This window comes from Prescottella equi (genome assembly GCF_002094305.1).
GTDB classification, from domain to species: Bacteria; Actinomycetota; Actinomycetes; order Mycobacteriales; family Mycobacteriaceae; genus Prescottella; species Prescottella equi.
Genome location: NZ_LWTX01000006.1, coordinates 137,322 through 158,162 on the forward strand (window position 1 = coordinate 137,322; position 20,841 = coordinate 158,162).

At 70.2% G+C, this 20,841-nt stretch carries 3 protein-coding genes; 1 reads left to right on the top strand and 2 read right to left on the bottom strand.

What is annotated here, in order from left to right; genetic code table 11:
• The first annotated feature begins 85 nt into the window (after positions 1-85).
• Positions 86-601, top strand: a complete 516-nt coding sequence (locus A6I89_RS16220; RefSeq protein WP_022597904.1) for an arsenate reductase/protein-tyrosine-phosphatase family protein — start codon at positions 86-88, stop codon at positions 599-601.
• Here A6I89_RS16220 and A6I89_RS16225 read toward each other — a convergent pair.
• Both A6I89_RS16225 and A6I89_RS16230 read right to left on the bottom strand, forming a co-directional pair.
• Complete coding sequence (locus tag A6I89_RS16225; protein ID WP_022597906.1) at positions 569-2,002, bottom strand: tyrosine-protein kinase domain-containing protein; 1,434 nt, start codon at positions 2,000-2,002, stop codon at positions 569-571. The genes A6I89_RS16220 and A6I89_RS16225 overlap by 33 nt on opposite strands.
• A gap of 62 nt (positions 2,003-2,064) precedes the next feature.
• Positions 2,065-20,790 (bottom strand): non-ribosomal peptide synthetase, encoded by an 18,726-nt coding sequence (locus tag A6I89_RS16230; protein WP_060934512.1) that lies wholly within the window; start codon positions 20,788-20,790, stop codon positions 2,065-2,067.
• Positions 20,791-20,841: the final 51 nt, after the last annotated feature.

Genomic DNA, 20,841 nt, shown 5'->3' on the forward strand with positions numbered 1-20,841 from the left:
CGATCGAGGGCGCACCCGGTGGACGCTCGAACCCGGTGCGAACTGAACGAGCCGAGTCTATACAGTCGGACCTACACTCAGCGTCATGCAGTTGCTCTTCGTGTGTACCGGAAACATCTGCCGGTCGCCCATCGCCGAGAGGCTCGCTTCGGCGTGGTCCGCACGTTCCGACACCATCGACCTCACCGTGGCCAGCGCAGGTACCCGCGCGGTCGTCGGATCGCCGATGGAACCCAAAGCCGCGCAGGTTCTTTCCGATCTGGGGGGATCGCCCGACGGTTTCGTTGCACGGCAGATCAATCCGGCCGTGGCGTCGTCGGCGGATCTGGTCCTCACGATGACGGAAGAGCATCGCGACGCCGTCCTCAAACTGAGCCCGCGTCACCTCAAACGCACGTTCACGCTGCTGGAGGCGGCGCACATCGCCCGAGCCCTCGGCCGGGGAACGGTAGCCGAGCTGTCGGCAGCGCGGGGGTCCGTCGGCCGGCCCGAAACGACCGACGTCCCCGATCCGATCGGCCGCAGCGCGATCGTGTTCGGGGACGTCGGTAGCCGGATCGAGTCGGCGCTACTGGACCTGCTTCCCCGCCTGGACGGGTAGCGGAGCCGGACTGACCTGCGTCGCAGGGCTTTCGATCTTCTGGACCGGTGCATCCGAGTCGTAATAGTACGAGTACTCGTAGGCGCCCTTGCCCTTCGACGGGGTCATCGTGAGGATCGTGCCCAGTACCGTCGCACCCACACTGCGCAGGTTTCCGACCGCTCGGGTCACCTGCTCCTTCTTCGTCTGCCCGTGCCTGACCACCACGAGTGCACCGTCGACCTTGACCGCGAGGACCGCGGCGTCGGTGACGGGCAGCAGCGGCGACGCATCGATCACGACGAAGTCGAAACGGGAGCGCAGATCGGCGATCAGCTTCTCGGCATGCGTGGAGCCGAGCAGCTCGCTCGGGTTCGGCGGCAGAGCACCGGACGCGAGAACCGAGACGTTCGGGTAGGCGGACGACTGCAGGACGTCGTCCAGGTCCGCCTGACCGGCGAGGACGGTGCTGAGTCCGACCGAGCCGATGAGGTCCAGGTACTTGGCCACCCGGGGGCGACGCAGGTCGGCATCGACCAGAGCCACCGAGTAGCCAGCCTCTGCGATGGCGAGCGACAGGTTGATGGCGGTGGTCGTCTTGCCCTCGCCCGGAAGCGAACTGGTGATCGCGAGAACTCGCGGCGGATTGTCGACCTCGAGGAACTGCAGGTTCGTGCGCAGTTCGCGGAACGCTTCCGCACTGCCCGAGTAGCCGTCGTGGAAGGCGATGGCCGCCTTCTGCTCACGCTCCTTGTCGAACGGCACCGAGCCCACCAGCCCGACGCCGGCGAGGTCGTCCAGCACCTCGCGGGACTTGACGGTGTTGTCGAGACGATCGCGGACGATCGCCAGGGCGATACCGGCGAGCAGACCCACGACGAAGCCCAGGGCCACGTTCCGCTTCGTCTTGGGGCTCACGGCGCTCGAAGGGGTCTTCGCCGCTTCGACGACCGTGGCTCGCGCGACCGGTTCGACGCCGGCTGCCGGCGCTTCGAGACCCTCGATCTTCACGACCAGCTGCGCGGCGATGGCGTCCGCCAGATCCCGGGCGAGCTCCGGCTTCGCGTCGAGGACGGAGATGTCGAACAGCACGGTGTCCGGAACTGCGGTGGCCTTCACACGTCCACCGAGGTCCGACGGAGTCAGATCGAGACCGCGCGATTCGATGGCGTCCTGCAGGACATCCTCGCCCGTTGCGAGCTTGGTGTACGACGCGACGCGCTGCTGCGAGAACAGGTTTCCCTGGTACGCCTCGTTGACCGAGGCGCCTGCCGCCGTCGAGACGAACAGGCGGGAGGACGCCTGATACATCGGGGTCGACACGAGTGAGGCCGCCAGCGCCGCGAGTAGACCGACGACTGTCGCCAGCGCGATGATCCTCCACCGTGACTGCACGATGCGTACGTAGTCCTGTACTTCCATGAGCTCGATTCCCCGTCCTGTTCCTTTGCCAAGCTTTCGATAACTTTATGCGCGAGCGGATGTCACGGCTCGCCTCCCGTCGCGCCCTCCAGAAACTTCCCCACGCGATCGAGGACGGCGGCGGAACTCATGTCCGCGTGCGCGCAGTCCACCAGCTGCTCCGCCACCGTTCCCCTGACGAACGGCTCCCACAGCTTGCCCAGTGCAGGACGCCCCTCGGACTCCCGCGTGGCGACGAACAGCGTCACATCGCCGTCGAATACGCGGGGTCGGTGGCGGTACGCCATCGTCTCGAGGGCCGCGCCGGTGCGCAGCACTCGCTCGGCGGTCCCCGGGTCCAGCCCGTCCGGCAGCTCCGTGACCGGCGCGGTGTCGGGTGCGCCGGCATCGGGGACGGCGGTGGCCGGCATCGCGTCCAGGATGGTCAGGCTCGCCACGTCCTCTCCGATGTCTTGCAACCGCACCGCCATCTCGTGCGCGATGTTTCCGCCCAGCGACCATCCCAGCAGGTGGTAGGGGCCCTGCGGCTGGATCGCCCGCACGCGGTCGACGTAGCGCGCCGCGAGCTCGCCGATCCCGTCGGGCATTCCGTCCTCACCCGTGGCCTGCAAGCCGTACAGCGGCCGACCGCCGGTCGACCCCGCCAGGCCCGCATAGGACCATGCGAGTCCGCTGAGGGGATGCACGCAGAACAGCGGTGGCTCAGCCGGATTCACAGGATCGTTGAGGGCCACTACGGTCGCGAGCGGATCCGCCTCGACACTGCCGGCGACGACTCGATCCGCGATCGAGGCGACGGACGGATCAGCGAGAAGTTCGCGCAGCGCCACGTCGTAGCCGTGGTCGTCGCGCAGTCGCGCCGCCAATCGTACGATGCCCAGGGAGGTTCCGCCGAGTTCGAAGAAGTTCCTGTCCCGGGGAACGGAACCACGGCCCAACACGTCGGCCATCGCAGCAGCCACCGCCCGTTCCACGGGCCCTTGCGGGGGCGTCGTCTCCTGATCGAGGACGCCCAGGTAGGGATCGGGGAGTGCGGCCCGGTCCACCTTGCCGCCGGGCGTCGTCGGAATCCGCTCCACGTTCACCACGACGCTCGGAACGAGATGGCGCGGCAGGAGTCTCGCGAGATCGGCTCGGACCTGCGTCGCGTCGAGGTCGGCGCCGGCCCGTGCCACCACGTAGGAGACAAGTGTGCGTTCACCGTTCGACTGCCGGATCGGCACGGTGGCCGACGTACGGATCGACGGGGCGGCGGCGAGGGCCGCGTCGACTTCGGACGGTTCCACTCGCACCCCGTTGATCTGTACCTGATCGTCGCTGCGTCCCACGTACTCCACGGAGCCGTCCGCCCGCACCCGGGCGAGGTCGCCGGTCCGGAAGAGGCGCGCACCCGGGGCGAACGGGTCCGCCACGAACCTTCCCGCCGTTGCCGCGGGCGCACCGTGGTACCCACGAGCCAGTCCGGCACCGCCCACATACAGCTCCCCGACGACACCGGTGGGCACCGGCCGCAGTCGCGGGTCGAGAATCCGAACGGTCTTGCCCGCCATGGGTAGTCCGATGGTGACCGGCCCGCGGTGAGCGACCGGACCGAGCGTCGCTCCGACAGTGCACTCCGTGGGACCGTACCCGTTGTACAGGCGGTGACCGGCCCACGCGGCGGCCGTCCTCTCCGAGAGGACCTCGCCCGCCGACACCACCGTCAGCGATCGGCTGAACGCGGCGGGGTCCAGTGTGGCGAGCACAGTCGGTGTCAGATTGACGTGGGTGACGCCCTCGCGTTCGACGAATCCCTGCAGGTCGGTGCCGGCGTAGATCGACGCGGGCGCGCAGACCAGGGTGGCGCCGTGGGCGTGAGCCGCCAGCAGTTCGAACACGCACGCGTCGAACGTCGGCGTGGCGGCCTGGAGCACCACTGCTTCCGGCGTGACGTCGAGTTCCCGTCGCTGCACGTCCACGAGTGTCGAGAGTCCCCCGTGGGTGACGGCGACACCCTTCGGGACGCCGGTGCTGCCCGACGTGAAGAGCAGGTACGCGAGGCCGTCACCCGACGCGCTCGCGGCGCCGTCGAGCAGATTGCGACGACGTTGCTCGGGGTGCGACGGATCGATCGGCACCCAGGCCGCCCCCAGCCGGCTCAGCGCCCACACCTCGACCACCCAGCGCGCTCCGCGGACCGCGTCGACGGGCACGATGTCGCCGGCCTGCACTCCGCGAGCCTTCAGTTCTTGCGAGCGATCCTCGGCTGCGGCAGCCAGTTCGGTGTAGGTCCAGCTTTCGTCGCCACAGCGGAGCGCCTCCCGGTCCGGGTACCGCTGCACGGTCTCGGCGAGAATCTCGGCCAGACCCAGCTCCGGCGGCGCCGTGTCCACGGTGAGCGGCGGGTGCTCCGGCAACGCCAGGTCGCCTACCGCCGTCGACATATCGGCCGCGGCCTGCTCGAGCAGCCCGACCCAGGCCGCTGCGAGACCGTCGACGGTGGCGGCGTCGAACAGATCGGTGGCGTACACGACGCGGACGTCGACGCCTTGCCCGTCGGCGCGCTCGGTCGTGTCCCACACCAGGTCGAACTGCGCGGGCGGCGCACCCGGTCCGGCGTCGGCGAGGTCGAGGCCCGGTAGGTCGGGCAGTTCGGGTACGGCTGCCGAGTGCGCCAGCAGAACCTGGAACAGTGGATGGTGCGCGCGGTTTCGGTGGGGTGCGACCCGCGCGACGACGTCGTCGAACGGGACGTCGGCGTGCGCGAGAGCACCCAGGTCGACGTCGCGGACCCGGCGGAGGAACTCGCCGAACGATTCGGCGCGGTCGACCACCGTGCGCAGCGCGAGCGTGCCGACGAACATGCCGACCACCGAGTCCAGGCGCGCGTCGGGGCGTCCGCTGACGACGGTGCCGATCGTGACGTCGTCGCGGCCGCCGTACCGCGCCAGCAGCGCGGCGAGGGCCGCGTGCAGGATCATGAACACCGTGACGCCCTGGCGGCGCGCGGAATCGACGAGCGCCGCGTGGAGTTCGGGGCCGACGACGGCGTGCACGGTGCCGCCGACGTGGGTGGGAACCGCGGGACGCGGACGGTCGAAGGGGAGCGCGAGCGGGCCGTCGGGTGCGCCGGTCAGGGCGCGCGCCCAGTACGCCAACTGCCGGCCGCCCACACTGTCCGGGTCGTCGAGGTCGCCGAGCAGTCGCACCTGCCAGTGCGCGAAATCGCGGTACCGCAACGGCAGGGACTCCCACTGTGGTGCGACTCCGCCTGCTCTCGCCGCGTACGCTCGCGCTCCGTCACCGAGCAGCGGGGTCACGGAGGCTCCGTCCACGGCGATGTGGTGCGTCACGACGACGAGAATCCACTCGGCCGACTCCGCCAGCAGCAGTGCCGCGCGCAGTGGCGGCCTCGACGTCAGGTCGAACGGCCGGGATGCCATCCGTGCGATCCATCGGTCGAGCTCGTTGCGGGACAAGGGCTCGTGGACGATCGCGACCTCGACGTCCCCGCTGCTCGCGACCGCCTGACGCGTCTCGTCCGGGTAGTACGTCCGCAGCGCTTCGTGCCGATCCACCACGTCGCGGACGGCCGCGGCGAGCGCGCGCGGGTCGAGGGATTCGCCGAACCGGACGACGATCGGCATGACGTAGTCGGCACTGTCGGGTTCGGCGCGATGGAGCAGCCACAACCGGCGCTGTGCCGGAGCGATCGGCACCGGCTCCGTGTCGGTCCGGACGAGTTCGGAACGGGCGGAGGCGGCCCCGGTGTCGATCGTGCGGGCCAGCGCGGCGAGCGTGGGCGCCTCGAGCACTGCACGCGGCGCGACGTCCCGGCCGAGCGACTGCGCCAGGCGTCCGGCGACCTCGACGGCAGCGAGCGAATGCCCGCCGACTGCGAAGAACCCGGCGTCGACGTCGACACAGTGCCCGAGGACGTCGGAGACTACCGCGGCGACGACCGACTCCGTGCCGGAGAGCGGGCGATCGCTGGACGTGTCCGCGAGTTCGCGTGCGAGTTCGGTCAGCGACCGGAAGTCGGTCTTGCCGTTGCTCGTCGTCGGGAGCCGATCCAGTACGTGCAGACGTGACGGCACCGACGTCGGCGGCAACGTCCGAGTGACCGCGCGCAGCACTTCTTCGGGATCGATCCGGTCGCCACAGACGAAGGCGACGAGGGCGCCGTCCACCGCCGTCACCGCCGCCCGCCGGACCGCGCTGTCCTGCAACAGTGCCGACTCGACCATCGCCGGCTCCACGCGTGCGCCGCGAATCTTGAGTTGGCGGTCGACGCGGCCGAGGAAGCGAAGCCGTCCGTCGAAGCCCACCCGAACCCGGTCGCCCGTTCGGTACATCCGTCCGGTTCCGTGCGTCGAGGCCACGAACCGCGCCGCCGTCTCCCCCGGGGCGCCCAGGTAGCCGCGAGCCAGACCGTCGCCGGTGAGGTACATCTCGCCGACGCCTCCGAGCGGAACCGGATGCAGAGCGGTGTCGAGCACCAGCACCCCGGTGCCGGGGATGGGCTCCCCCAGAAGGATCTCGTCACCGATATCGGCGAGCAGGGCGACGACGGTCGACTCCGTCGGTCCGTACGCGTCGAGCATCCGGCGGCCGGTGCGCCAGGCCCGTACCGTCTCCGGCGCCAGGCTCTCACCGCCGCTGGCCACGACCTGCAAGTGGTCGAGGCCGTCGGCGTCGAGCGTCGCGAGTACCGCGGGGGTGGAAAGGAAGTGAGTGACCTGCTGTCGGCCCAGAAGATCGTGCAGCGGCGCTCCCGCGAACACGTCCGGCGGCGCGACGACCAGTGTCGCACCCGACGTGTGGGCGAGCAGCATCTCGAGCAGCGCGGCGTCGAAGGCCGGATCGTAGCCGTGCAGCACACGGTCGCCGGGGCCGACGCGGTAACGCCGGCGAGCCTCGGCGGCGAGCGCCGCCAGACCCCGGTGTGTCACGGCGACCTGCTTGGGGGTGCCGGTGGAGCCGGACGTCGTGATGACGTAGGCGAGCGTGTCGACGGCCGACGCAGCATCCACGAGTGACTTGCTGCCCATGCTGGAACGGTGGTCGTGTGCGCCGAACGCCGCCCCCGTCTTCGCCACCGCCCACAGTTGCACCACACGCTCGATCGACCGTGTCGGTGGAAGCGCGACGACGTCCTCGGGACCGATCCCCTCCTCGTCGGACATTCGACGAGCCGACGCGTCGGATCGCTCGTCGAGTTCGCGGTACGTGAGCGTGTTCTCACCGTCGGTCACCGCGTGCCGATCCGGAAACGCCGCCGCGGTGGCCCGCAGCATCGAGGCCAGGGTCGTCGGCTCGCAGTCGGCCTCGGACACCCGCGCCGGCGCGGTGAGCAACGGCAGATGCCCCACGGTGGTACCGGGAGCTGCGGCGGCAGCACCGACGACCGCGGTGAACTGCCGCGCCAGCAGCTCCGCGTCCGGGCGGGCGAAACGCGAGACGTCGTGCAGCAGTCGGCCCGTCAGACTACCGGATTCGTTGTGCCACAGCGTGAAGCGGATGTCGAAGTCGGCGGTGGCCGGTTCGGTTTCGTGTGCCTCGATGCTCAGATCACCCACGTGCAGCGCGGGGATCGTGAAGTCCTGGAGAGCGAGCGCCACCTGGGGTGTCGACAGTCCGGTCGACCGGAGCACGTCCTCGATCGGGGCCGCGGCGCGGTCCAGCGCCGCGACGTCGAAGTCGCGCACCTGTCCCAGCAGCCCGGCGAACGGCATCCCCGGTTCCACCCGGGCGCGCAAGACGACGGTGTCCACGAACGGCCCGACGACCGGAATCAGTTGCGGGTACCGGCGACCCGACACGACTGCGGCGATCCCCACGTCCGTCTGCCCCGAGAGGCGGGCCACGGTGGCCGCGAGTGCCGCGTGCAGGACCATGAACTCGGTCGCTCCACGCGAGGCTGCCAGGTGTGCCAGGTGTGCAGTGACGTCGGCGTCGATCTCGAAGTCGATCGAGCCGACCGGGCCCGGTTCCGTCCCGGGGGTGGTCACCGAGGGAAGCAGAGCCGGATCGAAGTCCGCGAGAGCATGCGTCCAGAATTCGGTGTCCCGGCCACGGGACGCCGTGTCGCGTTCCCACAGCGCGTAGTCGACATACTGCACCGGCAACGGCGCCCAACGCGGCGCGTCGCCGACGAGCCGTGCCTCGTACGCCGTCACGAGGTCGGTCACCAGGATCGCGACCGACGCACCGTCCGCGGCAAGGTGATCGAGTTCGACCTCGAGCGTGTGGGTCCGGGGGCCATCGGCTCGGAGGGCCACACGCAACGGGACCGCGTCGTCGTGCGAGTCGGTACGTCCCGCGGTCCCGATCGACGCGTACGGGCCGGCGGCGTCGTGGGAGTAGAAGGTGCGCAGAATTTCGTGACGTTCCACGACGTCCGTCAATGCGGCGTGCAAGGCGTCCGGAACCAGCGGACCGCGCAGTTCCACCCGCGCCCCCAGCCGATACCGTTCGACGCCGCCGGTCCGACGCTGGGTCCACATCCGTTGCTGGGCCCGGCTGAGCGGCAGACGCTCCGGCCGGTTGCCCGCGACGGGTCCGCCGTCGGCTGCCGCGAACCGGCCGCCCTCGATCGCGGCGGCGAGGCCCGCGACGGTCGGCTCGTCGAACAGCAGACGCAGCGGGACCTCGCGTCCGAGCCGTGCCCGCAGCTGGGACACGACGGCCGTCGCGAGCAGGGAATCGCCTCCGACGACGAAGAAGTCGTCCAGACGGTCCACGTCGGTCCCGAGCGCCACGGAGTACGCCTCCGCGACCAGGGCCTCGATGGGATTCGTCGGCGCGCCGCTTCGCTCCCGCACCGGCTTGGGGAGCCGACCGGCGTCGACCTTCCCGTTCGCGGTCAGCGGGATCGAGTCCGTCGTGAGGATGGCGGTGGGGATCATCGGCGCGGGCAACCGGTCGACGAGCGCCGCACGCAATCGTGCCGGATCGCAACTCTCCGGCACGACATACGAGTACAGGGCATGCCCGTCACCGTGCTCGCGCGGGACGGTGACGGCGCTCCGCACGCCGGGCAGGCTCCGGAGTACGGCGTCGACCTCGGCGGGTTCGACACGCACTCCGCGAATCTTGACCTGGTCGTCGCTCCGTCCGCGGAAGTCGAGCATCGCACCGGCCGGTGTCTCGATCCACCGCACGAGGTCTCCGGTCCGGTACAGGCGGCGGCCACCCGGCGCCGCAACGAACCGCTCCGCTGTCCGAGCACCGTCGCCGTCGTATCCGGCGGCGAGGCGGTCACCGGCCAGGTACAGCTCGCCGGTCACCCCCGGCGGCACAGGCTGCAGGCGTCGATCGAGCACGACGGCATCGATGCCGCGGGCGGGCCGTCCGATCAGCGGTCGGTCGGACGGGGCCAGTGGACCCGCCCACGTCGCGAAGGCCGTCGCCTCGGCCGGGCCGTACCCGATGAAGAGCCTGCGTCCCTCACCCCACCGTGCCGACACATCGTCGGTGACCCGCTCGCCGCCGAGCATCAGCGTCGCAAGGTTCGGGAACGATCCGGCGGCGACGCTCGACGCGACGGACGGCGTCAGGCAGGCGTGGGTGACGCGTTCGGCGGCAATCAACTCGGTGAGTTCCGGCCCGCCGTAGGCCGATCCGGGAGCCACCACGAGTCGGGCGCCCGACATACCCGCCAGCAGCATCTCGAGCAGCGCCATGTCGAACCCGGGTCCTGCGACGTGCAGGACCCTCGAATCGGCGTCCGCAGCGAAGATCTCGGCGAGGTCGTCACCGAACGCGCCGAGGCCGCGCGCCGTGAGGACGACCGCTTTGGGGTGGCCGGTCGTGCCCGAGGTGAACACCACGTAGGCCGCGTCGTCCGGGTGAATTGCCGGCTCTCCCAGGACACCGGTGCCGGACGCAGCGACGTCGACCCATTCGACGCGCGACGGCAGGCTCACGACGCCCTCGGCGGTCGTCACACCTGTGCGTACACCGCACGCCTCGAGCATCAGCTGGATCCGAGCGGCCGGATGCTCCGGGTCGATCATCACCGGAGCTGCACCGGTGCGAGCGATCGCCCACACCGCCGTCACCGAGTCGAGCGAGCGCGGCACCGCACAGGCCACCCGGACGCCGGGTCCCGCGCCTCGGGCGACCAGCTCGCGGGCGAGTGACTCCGCGCGCACGACGAGTTGGCGATAGGTCACGGTGCGGTCGCCGGCAGCCACCGCCACGCGGTCGGGGTGTTCGGCGGCACCGGCCGCCAGGACCTGCCACAGCCCGGCGACGGATCCGTCGGCGCCGGACGCCGGCACCAGACCGCGGCGCTCCGTTGCGGTCAGTAGGCCCACGTCACCGATCGGCAGGCCGGGATCCGCGGTGACATGGTCGAGGAAGAGGATCAGGCGCGCGGCGAAAGCCTCGATCGTGGCAGCTTCGTACAGGTCGCTGCGGTAGGCGAATTCGAAGTCGAGACCGTCGGGGTTCTCGGTCACGGTGACGTGCAGGTCGAACTGCGTGCTCGCCGACTCGATCGGAGCCGCGGAGACCTCGAGACCCGGGAGGGTGAATCGCAGGCTCCCCGGCCGGCGGACGGCGAGCGCCACCTGGAAGATCGGGTGGCGCGCCGAATACCGTTCCGGTGCGACGCGTTCGACGATGCGCTCGAACGGGGTGTCGACCCGCGCGAAGGCCTCGATGTCCCGCTCCCGCACGTGCCCTAGCAGGTCCGCGAACGTCTGCCCGGCCGCGACGTCGGTGCGCAGAGGCAGCGTCGAGGCGAACATGCCCACGAGCGAATCCAGTCGCGGATCGCCGCGACCGGCGACGGCCGTGCCGATCACTATGTCGTCGGTGTCGTTGTGCCGGGCCAGGACTGCGGCCAGTGCGGCGTGGATCGTCATGAACGTGGTCGAGCGATGTCGGCGAGCCGTCGCGGCGACCCGCTCGGCGGGTTCACCGTGAAGCGCGACGTGAACCGCGCCGACCTCGGGGTTCACCGTCTCCGATCGGACCCGGTCCGGCGGCAGCGACGATTCGGTGGGGGCGCCGTCGAGGATCTCCACCCAGTCGTCGAGGTTCGCGTCGACGCGTGTGTTCTGCCACCGCGCGTGGTCGAGATAGTCGAGCGGTAGCGGTGACCACTGCGGGCACCGCCCCTCGACGCGCGCGCGGTAGGCCTCCGCGAGGTCGGTCGACAACGGATCGAGGGACCATCCGTCGGCCACGATGTGATGGACGACTATCGCCAGGACGTGCTCGGTGTCCGCAGTGCGATACAGCCGAAATCGCAGGGGCGCAGATGCTTCGAGGTCGAACGGCGTCCGGGCGAGAGAGCGCACGAAATCGTCCAGGCCGCCGCGCGGGACCGCAACCGGTGTCAGATCGACGGCGGGGCCGTCGCCCACGCGCTGCAGCGGGCCGTCGGGTCCCGTCGTGTACGTGGTCCGCAGGACTCGGTGCCGGCGCAGGACGTCGCGCACCGCTTCCTCCAGCGCGCCGATCACCAGGTCACCCGAGAAGCGCAGCGTGAAGGCCAGGTTGTACACGTCGGACGCGGGATCGAGGAGATGCTGGAACCACAGCCGGCGCTGGGCCGGAGAGAGCGGACCGGCGTCGAGCGGCGTTGTGCTCGCGCGCAGCTCGGAGCTGCCCACAGGCCGTGCCACCCGGGTCTCGATCGTCCTCGCCAGGTCCGCGGCGGTGGCGGCGTCGAAGACGTCGCGGACGCCGATCTCGATACCGGTCGTCGATGTCAGCCGGCCGGCGACCTGAGTTGCGAGCAGGGAGTTGCCACCGACGTCGAAGAAGTCGTCGTCGCGGCCGAAATCGGGGGCGCCGAGCAGGTCACTCCAGACGTCGAGCACCACCGCCTCGAGCGGGCTGCGCGCGCCGCCGGTCACGACGGACGGGACCGTGGCATCGACCGGGTCCGGCAGGGCCGCGGCGTCGACCTTGCCGTTCGCATTGAGCGGCAGCGTCTCCATCGTCACGACGGTCGCGGGGACCATGTAGTCGGGCAGCACGCGCCGGAGGGCCTGGATGATCGCCCGGTGCGCGAGGCTGTGCTCCGTACGGGCCGCGCCGACGACGTAGGCCACCAACCGCCCGCCGCGCACTGCCACTGCGGCATCGACGACGCCGGTGGTACCTCGTAGTGCCCGCACGATCTCGCCGGGTTCGATCCGGTGCCCACGCACCTGCAACTGGTCGTCCGACCGGCCGCGGTACTCGTAGGTTCCGTCGTTGCGCAGACGCGCGAGATCGCCGGTCCGGTAACGGATTCTTCCATCCGGGGCGGCCACGAAACGCCCCGCGGTGAGTCCCGGTCGTCCACGGTAACCACGGGCCACCTGCGGGCCGCCGACGTACATCTCGCCGACGACTCCGGGCGGCACGGGGCGCAGCGATCGGTCCAGCAGGTCGACTTGCAGCCCCGGCAGCGGCACACCGATGACGCTGCGGTCGGCGGGTTCGGCCGGTGCGATGTCGGTCCACGTCGCGTGCACCGTGGTCTCGGTGATGCCGAACATGTTGACTGCGCGAACCGTCGGGTGTTTGTCGAGCCACGGCGACACCCTGCGGACGTCGAGGGCCTCGCCTCCGAAGATCAGCAGTCGGAGAGCGAGATCGTCGGCCTCCCCCGCCATGTCGACCAGTTGGGCGAACGCGGTCGGCGTCTGATTGAGGACCGATACCCGCTCCCGCACCAGTAGTTCACGTAGTTCCCGGGGGCTCCTCGCCACGAAATGATCGACCACCACGATGCTGCCACCCGTGCCGAGCGGACCCCAGATCTCCCACACCGAGAAGTCGAACGCCGGCGAGTGGAACATCGTCCAGACGTCCGACGGACCGAACCCGAAGCCTGCAAACGTGTTCGCCAGCAACGCCAGGACGTTCGCATGGGACACCGTCACGCCCTTGGGCCTGCCCGTAGACCCACTCGTGTAGATCACGTAGGCCGCCTGATCGTCCCGGACCGCAACGTCGAGCGGTCCGCATCGATCAAGATCCGGCCGCCCCGGTGGGGATGCGATCTCGAGCGAAGGACCGTCGCCGCCGAAGCCGCCGTCGTGCAGGATCAGTGCTGCCCCGACCTGGTCGATCAGCATGTCGAGGCGATCGCGAGGCTGGGTGCTGTCGAGCGGCAGGTAGGCGGCACCCGCACGAACGACCGCGATCATCGCGACGATCAAGTCCACCGAACGTGGCAGAACCAACGCCACCACATCCTCGGTGGCTACCCCGGCCTCCGCGAGTCTGCCCGCGAGCAACCGTGACCGGGCATCGAGTTCGGCGTAGGTGATGCGTTCGTCGCCCGCCACCACCGCCACCGCATCGGGATGTTCGGCTGCACGCTGGACGAACAACTCGCCCAGCGACGTCACCCCGGCACACACCCCACTGCGAGATTCGGTCACAGCCTCGGGTCGCCCACCGAGCACGCCACCGCGCGCGACCGGATCGATCGCGTCGACCACGACGGTCGGATCGTCGGTGACCGTCTCGAGCACCCGCACGAGCCAAGCCGCCCACCGGGCCACGGTCTCGTGATCGAACAGGTCCCGAGAGTACGTCAGCACGCCGTCGATCCCGGCCGCCTCACCCATACGGAGGTCTCGCTCGCGAAGGGTGACCTCGAGATCGAAACGTGTTTGTCCGCTGTGGATTTCATGGACACGAATGTCGAGTCCCGGCACCGGGAGCTCGGCGGGCACGAAGTTCTCGTACGCGAGCATCACCTGGAACAGAGGGTGGTGCGCACCCGAGGTTCGCGGTGCCACGCGTGCGACGACCTGGTCGAACGGCGTCTCCGCATGAGCGAGCGCGTCGAGGTCGTCGCGGCGGATCCCGCCGAGCAGATCGACGAAGGAACGAGTCTGATCGACGGTGGCGCGCAGCACGACCGTGCCGACCAGCATTCCCACCAGGTCGTGCAGGCCGGGTCCGCTGCGTCCCGACACCGGGGTTCCGACGCTGACGTCGTCGCTCCCCGAGAGTCGGGCGAGCAGCACCACGAGCGCTGCGTGCACCACCATGAAGGGGGTGGCGTCGTACTCCAACGCCACCTTCTCCAGCGCGGCATGCAGTTCCGCCGGAATCGTGAAGGTCACCGTTCCGGCGGCGGCAGAACCGTACTCGCGGCTTCTCGATCGATCGGACGGCAGTTCGAGGACCTGCGGCGCCGTCTCGAGACGCTCGGTCCAGTACGCAAGATCCTCGTGCGCCCGGCTTCCCGGCTCCGACGAATCGCCGAGCAACTCCCGCTGCCACCGCGCGTAGTCGGTGTAGCGCATCCGGACAGGGCTCCAGCCCGGTTCGGTGCCGCGCCGTCGAGCCTCGAACGCCTCCGTCAGATCGCGGTACAGCGGCACCACCGACAGCCCGTCCAGCACCGCGTGGTGCGCGACGACGGCCAGAGTGTGGGACGTGTTCCCCGTGCGGTACAGGGCCAGGCGCACCGGCGCGGTCGAGGTGATGTCGATCGGACGGGCTGCCAACTCCTGCAACCGGTCCGCGCAGCCGTTCGGCGCCTCGATGACCTCGGGTACCGATGCTGCGGACTCGACCACCTGGACCGGACGTCCGTCGATCTCCCGGAAGACGGTGCGGAGCGCCTCGTGGCGTTCGAGCACGTCCGACACCGCGGTCCGCAGGACGCCGGTGTCGAGTTCTCCCTCGATCTCGAGTGCGAACGCGATGTTGTCCGCTGCGGACGTGTGCCGGCGCGCCAGCACCCACATCCGTTGCTGCGCCGGCGACAGCGGGGCCGGCTCGTCACTGTCACTCGGTTGCCACGGAACCGGTGAACCGTCGATCCCGTCGAGTATCCCGGCGAGGCCCGCGACGGTCGGGTTCTCGAACACGTCCCGCACGTCGATGCGCACGCCCGTCTCCGAGCCGATCCGGGACACGAGTTGCGTCGCGAGCAGCGAATTGCCGCCGTACACGAAGAAGTCGGAGTCACGTCCGAGGGCGTCGCCACCGAGCACCTCGGACATGAGTCGGGCCACCGTGCGCTGGCCTGCCGTGTGAAACTCCCTGGCGTCGGGACGGGGAGCGGCCGGAGCCGGCAGCGCGGCACGGTCGATCTTGCCCGCGACGGTCAACGGAACAGTGTCCAGCACGGTCACCACACCGGGCACCATGTGCCGCGGTAGCCGCGCGGCAGCAAACCCCCGGAGACGTTCGACATCGAGGTGCCCCCGTCCGTGGACGAAAGCCGCGACCGTGCCCGCGTGTTCGACCGCGACCGCGGTGTCGACATCCGGGTGGGCGGTGAGCACGGCCTCCACCTCGCCGAGTTCCACGCGGAAGCCGCGGATCTGGATCTGACGGTCGGATCGGCCGACGTACTCGTACTGGCCGTCGACCCGTCGGCGAACCAGATCACCTGTGCGGTACATGCGCCCGGGACCGAGCACCGAGGCGACGAATCGTTCGGCGGTGAGGCCGGGTCGGCCCAGGTATCCACGGGCCAGGCCGGGGCCTGCGAGGTACAACTCGCCGACCGCACCGACGCCGACCGGACGCAACTCGGCGTCGAGCACGGCCACGGTCGACCCGTCGACGGGCACACCGATGGGCGGATTCGACAGCCCGTCGAGCGGGCGGCTGATCGTTGCGACGATGGACGACTCGGTAGGCCCGTACAGATTCAGCAGCGTCCGTCCGGGCGCCCATCGGGCGGCGGTGTCCCACGCCCACGCCTCTCCGCCGAGGCCCAGGACGCGCAGGTCGTCGAGGTCGTCGGGATCGATCTGCGCGGGCACCGCGGGGGTCGAGAACCAGTGGGTGACTCGTTGAGTCCGAACGATGTCGGCGATCTCGTCGGGTCCGTACACGCCGTCCGGCACCACGACCAGGGTGGCGCCGGATCCGAGTACGAGCAGGTACTCGAGAATCGATGCATCGAACGCAGGAGACGCGGCGTGCAGCACGCGGGATCGTTCGGTGATCGCGAACGCGCGCCGCAGGGTTGTCGTGAGCGGCCCGAGACCGCGGTGCGTGACGACCACACCCTTGGGTGTGCCGGACGAGCCCGAGGTGTAGATCGCATACGCCGCGGAGTCCGGGTGCGGAGTCGGAAAGGGCTCATGCTCCGCATGATTCGCGTCCACCAGCGCATCGGGATCGATCCGGTGGACACCGTCGGGCAGGTCCGCGTCCGCTCGGGCGATCACGAACCGCGCGCCACTGTCGGCGAGGATTGTCGCGATGCGGTGCGCTGGCTGGTGCGGATCGATCGGCACGAAGGCGGCTCCCGCACGCGCGACCGCGACAACAGCGGTGACGGCCTCGACGGAACGGGGCAGCAGGATACCGACGAACTCCCCGCTCGCGACTCCCCGCGCTGACAAATGCCGGGCCAGCGCCTCCGCCGCGGGAGCGATGTTGCGTGCAGGCCCTTCCGCGTCCACGACGCGAGTGGCTCCGTTCGCGATCTCGGACAGCGTGACCGGCGTTCGAGGCGCGACGGGCCCGACGTCGGGAGTGCCGCCCGTCACCAGGTCCGCGATGCGCCGATGCGGGTCCACGGCCACGCGGTCGAGGATGGTCCCGAGCAAGCTCGCCCAGCCCTGCACGGTTCGCCGGTCCAGGACGGACGAGTCGTACACGAACCCGATCTCGAGGCCGGCTGCCGTCTCGCGCACCGCGATCTCGAGATCCGACCGGGCGTCCGTTCCGGGCACGGCCCGCCCTCGCACTTCCAGGCCCGGCCACACGAGGGCCGGATCGGCGAAGCTCTCGTACGCGAGCATCGCCTGCAGCCGTACTCCCCCGCATCGCTCCTGGACGACGTCGAACGGCGTGGTGGCGTGGACGAAGGCGTCGATGTCGGACGCCCGGACTGCGTCGACGAGGTCCGGGAAGGTCGCATCGCCGTGCACGTGCGCGCGCAGGGCCACGGTGCCCACGAACATTCCGACCAACTCGTCGAGCAGCGGATCGTTGCGGCCGGACTCCGCAGTCCCCACCAGGGTGTCCGGCGTGCCGGTGATCGCCGACAGCAGCACCGCGACCGCCGAATGCAACACCATGAAGGGCGTCGCGTCGATGCCCCTGGCCACGGCGCCGAGCGCCGTCCACACCTCACTGTCGAGGCTGGCCGTGACCCGCTCCGCGCGGCCGCGGACTGCCGACCGGGATCGATCCAGCGGCACACCGGGAACGGCTGGAGCCCCCTCGAGCACGCCTTCCCAGAACGCGAGATCGCTGTCACGGATCCCCGAGTCCAGCAGTTCGTGCTGCCAGCGCGCGTAGTCCGCGTAATCCACCGGCAGAGGGGCCCACGGGGGCGTCCCGCCTGCGCGTCGCGCGGTGTAGGCCGCGGTGAGATCGGCGATCAGCGGCGCGAACGAGAGTCCGTCGAGAGCGATGTGATGCGCCACGACGACGAGTTCGTGACACCGGTCGCCGATTCGGTGCAGCGCGAACCGGATCGGCACGTCGGTCGCGAGGTCGAACGGTTCGGACACGAAGTCGTCGATCAACCGCTGGGATTCGTCACGATCGCGTACGTCCCGCGTACCGAGCACAGCGGCCCGGTCGACTTCCACGAGACGCGGCCGTGGTTCCCCGTCGGCGTTCTCGGTCAGCACCGTGCGCAACGGTGCGTGCCGCCGGAGGACGTCACCCAGAGCGTCCCGCAGCGCCTCCTCCGACAGCTCGCCCACGAGTTCGACGACGAACGGCACGTGGTAGGCAGTGCTCGAAGGATCGAGCTTGTGCTGCAACCACAATCGTCGCTGCGCCGGGGCGAGCGGTGCAGAGCGGTCATCGGCCGCAACGAGTGCCGGGCGCTCGGCCGCGCCCGCGACGACGGCAGCCAGACCCGCGGCGGTCCGACGGGTGAAGACGTCACGAACGGACACGCTGCGTCCGGTGACCGCGGAGACCCGCGCGGCGAGACGGGTGGCGCTCAGGGAGTTGCCGCCGTGGTCGAAGAAGTCCGTCGACGCGTTCACCTCGATACCGAGGATGCGCTGCATCTCGTCGGCGACGAGTTCCTCCACCACACCGTGCACCGATCGACCGTGGGCGCCGTCCGGTGTGGGTGCTCGGTCGACGAGCACGGCACGGTCGACCTTCCCACTCGCGGTGAGCGGCAGCGAGTCGAGCAACACCACTCGGGACGGAACGGCATGGGCGGGCAAGCGTTCCGCGAGCCACTCGCGCAGTCGATCCGGCCGCAGTCCGTCACCGCACGCGAAGGTCACCAGCCGTTCGTCGATGGCTACGGTCGTCGCGGCGCGGACACCCCGGTGGGTGACGAGGAGCGCATCGACCTCGCCTGGTTCGACGCGGATCCCGCGCAACTGGATCTGATGGTCGACCCGTCCGACGATGTCGAGGGTCCCATTCGCGCGCCACCGGGCCAGGTCGCCGGTGCGGTACATCCGGCCGCCACCGAAGGGCGAGGCCACGAAGCGTCCCGCGGTCGATCCGGCGTCGCGGGCGTACCCGCGGGCGAGCGACGGGCCCAGCACGTAGACCTCGCCGACGACGCCCGGCGGGCAGGCGCGTAGCCGCGGATCGAGGACGACGATCGACGAACCGTCCACCGGCCGGCCCACCGGAACCGACGTCGTCCCGGCCAGCATCGCGTCGTCGATGCGGCCGCTCACGGCCGCGAGAATCGTGGTCTCGGTCGGTCCGTACGCGTTGACCATCGCCCGGTTCTCGGACCACCGCCGAGCCACGGGCACCGGCAGCACTTCGCCGCCGGAATCCAGCATGCGCAGTGTCGGCACGGTGTCCGACGGCGTCGCCGCCAGCACGGCCGGTGACGACACGACGTGCGTCACGCCCTCCGCCGCAATCAGCTGCGCCAGCGGATCGCCCGCGACGACGTCGCCGTCGGCGATCACGAGGGTGGCACCGGCGTCGGCGGCGGTCAGGATCTCCTGGATCGAGGCGTCGAACGACAGCGACGCGACGTGCAGCACGCGTGAGTCGGGAGTCGCCGCATACGTGGTCCGGAGCGTCGAGAGCAGACCCGCGATACCGCGGTGTGACACCACCACGGCCTTGGGCTGTCCCGTCGACCCGGACGTGTGCACGATCCATGCGGGGTTCTCCGCACGGAGCGGTCGCAGCCGCTCGGCATCGGTGATCGGGGCGGTCGAGAAGCCCGGTGCGTCCGGGTCCACGAGCAGGACGCTTCCGGGCAGTTCCACCCCGCGGCCGATCGCGAAACCGACGACATCCAGGTGTTGCGCCAACCGCAGCGGCGGAAGTTCCGGGTCGACCGGTACGTAGGCGGCTCCGGTCTTGGCGATGGCCCACAAGGCCACGACGGAATCGATCGACCGAGGCAGCAACACCGCGACCGCTTCCTCGGGTCCACACCCCAAGGAGATGAGACGCCGCGCGAGCGCCGACGAGCGAGCGTCGAGTTCGGCGTACGTGATCTCCACGCCGGCCGCGCGCACCGCAACACCACCGGATCCCGCGTGGCGGATCAGAACGTTCGGAAGCAACTCCTCCCGGCCCGGTACCGGCCGCCCCGCCGCAGGGGTCAGTCCCGCCGTCTCGCCGGGGAGGCCGAACGGCACATCGGACACGAGTTGAGCGCCGGACGCCGCGAACTCGGTGAGGAAGGCGAGCAGTCGGCTGTGATGCCGGTGCAGGGACTCGGTCGAGTAGCGGGACGGGTTCGCTTCGAAATCCAGGCGCGTGACCCTATCCGCGCCACCCGGGTAGACCGTCAGCGACAGGTCCTCGACCGGCCCGGTCGACAGGACGAACAGCTCTCCGGTGACCGGGCCGAACTCGACCGTCTGCGGGAACTGCAGGATGTTCACGACGGGCCCGAACACTCCGCCGAGCCCCGTGCGGCCCTCGCCGTCGGGCAGTTCGCGGAGCATGTCCTCGTAGCGGAACCGTTGGTGCCGCAGCGCACCCGTCATCTCGATCTGCACACGTCGCACGAGGTCTGCGACCGTGTCCGACGGATCCACCCGCACTCTCAGCGGTACGACGTTCGACACCGAACCCGCCGATCGACGCAGCAATGCCGTCGTGCGCGCGGACACCGGCAAGCTCAACACGATGTCGCCCACGCCCAGTACCCGTGACAGATATGCGGCGAAGCCGGCGACGATCACAGGCACGTCGGGCATCGCCGAACCGCTGCCACTTCCGGTGAGAGTGCCGGCGGGCAGTTCGCCGGGCGACCGCAGCGCGGGCGTCGTCACCGGGCCGGGACGATCTGCGATCGAGACGGACGGCGGCAGGTCGCGCAGGCGCTCCCGCCAGTACTCGCGATCCGAGGCCTCCCTGGTGCTCCCGTTGTAGGCGACGACGCTGCGCCACACCTCTTCGACAGGTGCCGTCGAAGTCGGCGGCGGCGCGACGCCCTCGACCAGGGCGCCGTAGACCTCGGAGATGCGGTCGGTGAGAACCTGCGCCGCCGAACCGTCCATGACGATGTGGTGGGCGAAGTAGTGCAGGTAGTGGAGGTCGTCGCGCAGCCGGATCAGCGTCATTTCCGCGAGGCGGTCCGAGAACGGGTCGATCGGTCGGGCCGTCCGCTCGGTCATCCAGGTGAGCGCGGCAGCATGCGGATCATGGGCCCCCGACAGGTCGAGGAAGTGCGGACGATCGTCGATGTCCGGCACCGGGGTCTGCAGCACCTCGTCGTCGACCTCGACGAGAACCACGGTCCCCGAACCGATGTCGCGAGCTGCCTGATCACAGGCCTCGATGAACATTTCACTGTCGATTCCGCCGCGAACCTCCAGGTACTCCGCGACGGTCATGGCGATATTGGGCAACAGCTGCTGCGCGACCAGAAGCGCGTTCTGTGCCGGCGCAAGCGGGAACGGACGCACGCCGACCCCCTCTGAATTCAACAGGCATCCCGACAACCCCGTCCGCGAACT